Raw genomic sequence first — 1,071 nt, forward strand, 5'->3', positions numbered from 1 at the left:
CTAGGTTGTGTCTCGAAGTGAGTGATGGCGGGCCAGCGGCCCGCCATCACGAGTGCCGTAGCCACTGATTGATCACAGCGATATGGATTGTGGCCTGGTATCGGACAGCGAGTTTGTCGAACCGGGTGGCTACCGCTCGATGCTGTTTCAACTGGTTGATGCCTCGCTCGACAGCGTTGCGGTCGCGGTAGATCACCGCATCGAACGCCGGAGGTCGGCCGCCGCCCCGACCACGCCGCCGCCGGTGCTCAGCCTGATCGGCGGGGACCGGGATCGTCGCGCGGATCCCGCGACGCCGCAGCCATTCCCGGTTACCTCGACTGGAATACGCCTTATCGGCCAACACACGCTCGGGCCGCACCCGCGCCCGGCCGCCACCGCGTTTCGGCACGGCGATGCCATCGAGCACCGCGGTGAACTGCGGACTGTCACCGGCCTGACCTGCTGTGACCAGCACCGACAACACTCGGCAACCCTGGTCACACGCCAGATGCAGCTTGCTGGTCCACCCGCCCCGCGAACGACCCAACCCATGATCGGCCGGCTCGCACTGCCCCGGCCCCGCTGGTGGTTCGGCCTGGCCGCCGCCCGCGCGGCGGGCACCCGCAGCATGCGGATGCGCCCGGGTGATCGTGGAGTCCACGCTGATCTGCCAGTCGATCCCCCCGGCAGCATCGGCCTGCATCTGCAGCGATGTCACGATCGTCGCCCAGAAACCGGCCCGTTGCCAGCGCCGGAATAATCCGTACACCGCTTGCCAGGACCCGTATTCACTCGGCACGTCCCGCCACGGCACACCGGCTCGGACCCGCCACCGGATCCCGTCAATGAGCTGCCGTTTCGTCCACTTCGACGGGCGTCCCGCCTTCTTCCCACGAGGCAGCAACGGCTCCAACCGGGCCCATTGGGCATCAGTCAGGTCCGCGCGCCCCGCCACCGCTAGGCTGACCACGAGGTCTCCGGAGCTTATTCAGATGTGCTTGGTCGCTAATCCGAATACCGGAGACCTCACCTATACGCCAACGCGGGCAACAGCTTCGACCGAAGATGCTGATGGTGTGGCCCCGCGTA

1 protein-coding gene is annotated in these 1,071 nt (G+C 66.9%); it reads right to left on the reverse strand.

Annotated elements, in window-relative coordinates:
• Nucleotides 1-46 precede the first annotated feature (46 nt).
• Complete coding sequence (locus IRT45_RS36265; protein ID WP_194810255.1) at nt 47-952, reverse strand: IS5 family transposase; 906 nt, start codon at nt 950-952, stop codon at nt 47-49.
• Nucleotides 953-1,071 lie beyond the last annotated feature (119 nt).

The sequence above is a fragment of the Nocardia sp. BSTN01 genome, assembly GCF_015354405.1.
In the GTDB taxonomy this organism is placed as follows: domain Bacteria; phylum Actinomycetota; class Actinomycetes; order Mycobacteriales; family Mycobacteriaceae; genus Nocardia.